At 46.8% G+C, this 5,676-nt stretch carries 6 protein-coding genes; 2 read left to right on the forward strand and 4 right to left on the reverse strand.

What is annotated here, in order from left to right:
- On the reverse strand, positions 1-1,268 hold a 1,268-nt coding region (locus WB217_RS11800; RefSeq protein ID WP_423993421.1), incomplete at its 3' end, for an amidohydrolase family protein.
- Positions 1,269-1,423: 155 nt separating this feature from the next.
- Here WB217_RS11800 and WB217_RS11805 point away from each other — a divergent pair.
- Positions 1,424-1,696: a YgaP family membrane protein gene (locus WB217_RS11805; RefSeq protein ID WP_423993422.1), complete on the forward strand. Its 273-nt coding sequence runs from the start codon at positions 1,424-1,426 to the stop codon at positions 1,694-1,696.
- 68 nt (positions 1,697-1,764) lie between these two features.
- Entirely contained in the window at positions 1,765-1,878 is a 114-nt protein-coding gene (locus WB217_RS11810; protein WP_335428893.1) for an EYxxD motif small membrane protein, read from the forward strand.
- Between the two features lie 12 nt (positions 1,879-1,890).
- Here the strand turns inward: WB217_RS11810 and purD are convergent, their stop codons facing one another.
- The 3 genes from purD to purN all read right to left on the reverse strand — a co-directional run.
- Positions 1,891-3,153, reverse strand: a complete 1,263-nt coding sequence (purD, locus tag WB217_RS11815; RefSeq protein WP_423993423.1) for a phosphoribosylamine--glycine ligase — start codon at positions 3,151-3,153, stop codon at positions 1,891-1,893.
- A 541-nt stretch (positions 3,154-3,694) separates the two neighbouring features.
- Entirely contained in the window at positions 3,695-5,233 is a 1,539-nt protein-coding gene (purH, locus tag WB217_RS11820; RefSeq protein WP_423993424.1) for a bifunctional phosphoribosylaminoimidazolecarboxamide formyltransferase/IMP cyclohydrolase, read from the reverse strand.
- Positions 5,212-5,676, reverse strand: a 465-nt coding sequence (gene purN, locus WB217_RS11825; RefSeq protein ID WP_423993425.1) for a phosphoribosylglycinamide formyltransferase, incomplete at its 5' end; no start/stop codon positions are given. The genes purH and purN, both read right to left, overlap by 22 nt.

Raw genomic sequence — 5,676 nt, forward strand, 5'->3', positions numbered from 1 at the left:
TCACCAGACACATCGATTGAAATGGAATATGGTTTTGTAATGACCGAATTCTCCATTTTAATGCCAAACGGCATCGAGAACTGCATGTCATCTAGCGTCAGCTCCCAATCCATTTTTAACGGCTCGAACCCTAATTCGGACCAATCCAATTCGTTTGTCACTTCGATTGCCTCTCCGTTACGCTTCACCCACTGACCCTTTGCCAGCACTGAAACCGGAGTAGGTTCAAGCTCATTACTTAAAATATTGATGTTCGCAATCCGCCCTGTCGCAATGTTCCCATGCAGATGCTCAAAATTGTAATATCGAGCCACATTGATTGTCGCCATATTGTAAGCATCAATGACCGGAACGCCCTTTCCAATCGCGATCCTGATCAACTCGTCAATCACTCCATTTTCATAAAAAGCAGTCGACGCCCCGTCTGTCGTCATCATAAATCGGTCATATACCGCAATATCCAGCTCATGTATTTCATCCAGCAGCTTCGGCAAATCCGGGCGAATCGAAGAATGCCGGAGTGACACCATATAACCCTGCATCAGCCTTCTTCTTACTTCTTCACCAGTCATTGCCTCATGGTCGCAATCCGCGCCAAAAAGCATCATTTTTGCGAGCGTTTTTTCAGATGCGCCTGGGAAATGGCCTTCGATTTTCTTATGAAGGCGCTTCGTTTCCTGCATCCAGTGAAGAATCATGTCATCCCCGTTCATCAGCTTCGGCCAGCATGTCAGCTCGCCGCCTTGCACGACATTCTCATGCTCAAGCCAGGCCCTGACATTGCTGTTTGAAAACACATCTTCCTCATGCTGAATTTCCGTCTGTGCATCAAACCGGCACCACCAATACATCGTGACCGGATTATCGTTCAGCTCATTGATAAAAGTAAACGCTTTCTTTTTACCTAATTGTAAAGCGAGCACCATATTGTCGCTGATCATCGTGGTCGTCCCAGTCTGAGATGCATAGGCAGCAAAAGAATGGGGATTATAAAGTTGAAACGGGTGGGCGTGCGGTTCAATATAACCCGGCACAAGCTTCATCCCGCTGCAATCCACTGTTTCGCACTGTTTCGTATTCTCAGGCAGATTTTCACCAACATACACAATCCGGTCCTTGTAAATCCAAATGTTCGCAGTCATCCATTTGCGGAAAGTCTGATTCAAATAAGTCGCATTCTTCAGCAAGATCGTCGGTGAAAGGGAGCCGTCTAATACAGCAGCATGGTCGCGCAATTGTTTGTTTTTCCATCGATAACGTTGTTCCATACACTGTTCCCCTTTTCTCTATATATAAAAAATCGTTTAATTCCAACAAAAGAAAGCCCTTTCATTATTGGTTTCAATGGTAACATATTTCGTCGTTTAACGCACTAAAGAATTTCAAATAAATTGTAAAAACTTCGTAAAGGAGCGATGAAAAAATGAATGTACGCCCGAACATCGGAATCATTAACGCACTGGTCAGAATCACGATGGGACTGACAATCCTCGCCTGGTCCACTTCGAAAATGGTGAAACGCCCCTGGAAAGACTCGTATATCTTCATGGCTATGCTTGGAGCAATGAAAGTCGGCGAAGGCATCGTCCGCTACTGCCCGCTTACAGCCGCCTACGAAAAGGGCCAGGATATGATGGAGCAAAACAACGCAGAAACCGGTGATGGCGAAGGCTGGGTTCCTTATAATCCAAGCTGACACTCTGCCAGGTTACTGAAAAAAACAAAAGCCCCCAAACCTGGGGGCTCAATAAAGGAGATGATACTATGTTTTGGGAATACGTGACGGACATGAGCTTCGTATGGATCGCGCTCGTCGGAAGCATCATCGCCCTGCTGCTCGTTTACACCCGCGGAGTTAACAAGAGACGCGCACGATAACCTCTCATGGTTCTAACAAGAAACGTGGCCGATTGCTTTGTAGCCGATATCTTTACGGTAAAAAGTTCCCTTGCACTCCAACTTTTCAAGCTCAGCATATACCTTTTGCTGTGCTTCTTTTAATGAAGCCGCTTTTGCACCTACCAGCAGTACCCGGCCGCCGTTTGTAATAAACTGGCCTTCTTCGTTCCTTGCTGTGCCAGCATGGAAAACTTGAGACATATTTTCTATCCCTTTGAGGGCCGCACCCCTCTCGTACTGATCGGGATAGCCAATTGCCGCGACGACTACTCCGACCATCGCTTCTTCATGCCACTCAATTTGCGGAGTTTTTCCTTCAAGCACCTCAAGTAAGACCTCAACCAAATCCGACTTCATCCTTGGTAAAATCACCTGTGTTTCCGGATCGCCAAAGCGCGCATTAAATTCGATCACTTTTGGTCCGTCCGTGGTTTCAATCAGCCCGGCATAAAGGATACCGGTAAAACTCCGGTCTTCCTGGACCATCGCGCGCGCCGCCGGAATCAGCACGTTTTGCACTGCTTTCTCGATTGTTTCCTTGCGGATATGCGGTACAGGAGAATAAGCACCCATTCCGCCAGTGTTCGGCCCCTTATCGCCATCAAAGGCACGCTTATGATCCTGCGCGATTTCCAGCGGGATCACCGTTTCACCGTTCACAAACGCCATCAGCGAAAACTCTTCCCCTGTTAAAAATTGCTCGATCACCACGCTTGCAGACGCCTCACCAAACTTCTCGTTAAGCAACATTTCCTGCAGCGCGTATTCTGCTTCTTGCTGGGTCATCGCCACGACCACGCCCTTGCCAGCCGCTAGCCCATCCGCCTTGATGACAATCGGGGCTCCGATTTTATCCAAATAGGCTTTAGCTTCTGCATAATCAGAGAAAACTTGATATTCCGCAGTAGGAATGCTGTATTTTTTCATGAGATCCTTCGCGAAAGACTTACTGCCCTCGATGACAGCCGCTGCCTTTTGCGGACCGAATACCTTAAGGCCCTCCTCAATAAATAGGTCTGCCAACCCTTCAAGTAATGGAACCTCAGGCCCAATGATGGTCAGGCCGATTTCGTTATCCTTCGCAAAAGAAACAAGCTCATCCAGCTGATTTTCATTGATATTCACAAGCGATGCGCAGTCCTCAATCCCCGGATTGCCCGGAGCCGCAAAAACCTCAGTCACCAGCGCACTCTCGCTCACCTTCCGGCAAATCGCATGCTCCCGTCCGCCTCTGCCAACCACAAGAACCTTCATTCCCCGCACCTCCGATTAATCCTCTAACCCTATTTCACAGTTAAATCTGTTTTTTGGATTACTTTTTTCTGATTTTAGTTTCGATTGAACTCGCAAATGGCCTTATTCATTAGCAATATCGTGCTTCATTTCAATGAAGATTGACTTTTCCATTGTTGGATTGATTTTAATACCAGTTGAGCGCAATATAATACCAGTTGAATACTTTTTAATACCAGTTTGGAGCTATTTCACCAGTTGGACCTCATTTTTCACCAGTTGAAATCGTTTTTTCACCAGTTGGATTCGTTTTTTCACCAGTTGAAGTCAATTTTTCACCAGTTGAGAATATTTCACCAGTTGAAATCTTTGTTCCATTAGTTTTGGACTTCTATCATCAGTTGGTTTCGATTTATCACCAGTAAAAATCGTTTTATCACCAGTTTGACCCAATATATCACCAGTAAAAGTCATTTTATCACCAGTAGGTTGCAATTTATCAGCTGCGGGTTTATTAACCTAACCAGTCAGCCAAGCCCTTCCCGGCCAACTGCCACAAATATTAATGCCTAAAATGCCTTACTCCCGTAAACACCATCGCAATGCCGTATTCATCCGCTTTTTTAATCGAATCAGCATCACGGACGGATCCGCCTGGCTGGATAATGGCAGTGATTCCTGCTTTAGCCGCTGCTTCAACCGTATCATCCATCGGGAAGAATGCATCGGAGGCAAGCGCAGCTCCCTCGGCCTTCTTTCCAGCTTGTTCAAGCGCGATTTTTGCAGCTCCGACACGATTCATCTGGCCAGCGCCGATTCCTAAAGTTGAATCCTTATCTGAAACAACAATCGCATTCGATTTCACATGCTTAACGACTTTCCAGCCAAGCTTCAATGCTGCCCACTCAGCCTCACAAGGCTCACGCTTTGTCGGCACAGATATTTCCGCATCCTCAAAGCCAAACGCATCCTGGTCCTGGACGAGCAATCCACCTTCAATAGAAGAAAGCGTACTTTCCTTTGCCATCGCACCATCAAAAGGCACTTTTAACAAACGAAGGTTTTTCTTAGCTGTTAAAATTTCCAAAGCTTCCTCGCTAAAAGAAGGTGCGATGATGATTTCAAGGAAGATTTCGTACAGCTTGCGTGCTGTTTCACCATCGACCTCGCGATTCAGCGCAATGATACCGCCGAAAATGGAGACCGGATCCGCTTCGAAGGCTTTACCAAAAGCATCAAAAACATCCTTTCCAGTTCCGACGCCACATGGATTCATATGCTTAACCGCAACCGCAGCCGGATCGGAAAATTCCTTCACGATCTGCAAAGCAGCATTTGCATCATTAATATTGTTATAAGAAAGTTCTTTACCATGAAGCTGTTCCGCAGCCGCTACCGAAAATGCGGAACCAAGCGGCTTCTGGTAGAACGCCGCTTTTTGGTGCGGGTTTTCACCGTAGCGAAGATTTTGCTTCAATTCATATGTCACCGTCATTTTTTCCGGCTGCTCTTCGCCTGCAAGATCCGTCATATACTCAGAAATCAACGCATCATAGGCAGCTGTGTGACGGAACACCTTTGCTGCTAACCTGCGACGTGTTTCAAGCGTCGTTTCGTTATTGCTCTTGTATTCTCCGATGACCTGCTGATAATCAGCTGGGTCAACAAGAACCGTTATGTATTGATGGTTTTTAGCTGAAGCGCGCAGCATCGCAGGTCCGCCGATGTCGATATTCTCGATTGCATCCTCAGGCGTCACACCAGGTTTTGAAATCGTTTCTTTAAAAGGATAAAGGTTTACACATACTAGTTCGATTTTCTCGATTTCATTTTCAGCCAGCTGGTTCTGATGTCCAGGATCACTGTATTTCGCAAGCAATCCGCCATGGATTTTCGGGTGAAGTGTCTTCACTCGGCCTTCAAGAATTTCAGGAAAACCAGTTACGTCGCTAATGCCGATTACCGGAACTCCGCCGTCCTGAAGTGCTTTCTTTGTACCGCCAGTCGAGACGATTTCGAAACCAAGCTCGACTAGTTCCCTCGCTAGCTCAACAATTCCACTCTTATCTGAAACGCTGATCAGTGCACGCTTTTTTCCCATTGTACTGCCTCCTCTTTTCCATTCAACAGCTGTTCCAAAACCTCTGGATACAGGCTGTGTTCAATCCGCTGTATTTTCTTCTGAAGTGATTCTCTCGTTTCTCCAGCGTCGATCGTGACAGCTGCACGGGCGATTACAGGGCCTGTGTCCATTCCCTCATCAACATAATGAATCGTTACACCTGTTCTCTCCACACCAGCTTCCAGCGCCTGGCCAATGGCATCCTTCCCAGGGAATGCCGGCAACAGCGAGGGATGGATGTTGACGATCCTTCCTTCAAAAGCCTTAAGCAGCGTCGGGCCGATCAGCCTCATATAACCAGCCAGCACTACAAGCTCGACATCAAGACTGGTTAGTTTTTGTAAAATTTTCGCTTCATATGCTTCCTTTGACCGAAACCACTTCGGGTTAATGACCAGGCCCGGTATCCCCAGCATTTCAGC

It is taken from the genome of Mesobacillus sp., assembly GCF_049588175.1.
Lineage (GTDB): Bacteria > Bacillota > Bacilli > Bacillales > Cytobacillaceae > Mesobacillus.

Bases quoted from the DNA above. Each gene is read 5' to 3' on its own strand.
- WB217_RS11805 (WP_423993422.1), top strand. From the start codon at position 1,424: ATGAATGTACGCCCGAACATCGGAATCATTAACGCACTGGTCAGAATC.
- WB217_RS11810 (WP_335428893.1), top strand. From the start codon at position 1,765: ATGTTTTGGGAATACGTGACGGACATGAGCTTCGTATGGATCGCGCTC.
- purD (WP_423993423.1), bottom strand. From the start codon at position 3,153: ATGAAGGTTCTTGTGGTTGGCAGAGGCGGACGGGAGCATGCGATTTGC.
- purH (WP_423993424.1), bottom strand. From the start codon at position 5,233: ATGGGAAAAAAGCGTGCACTGATCAGCGTTTCAGATAAGAGTGGAATT.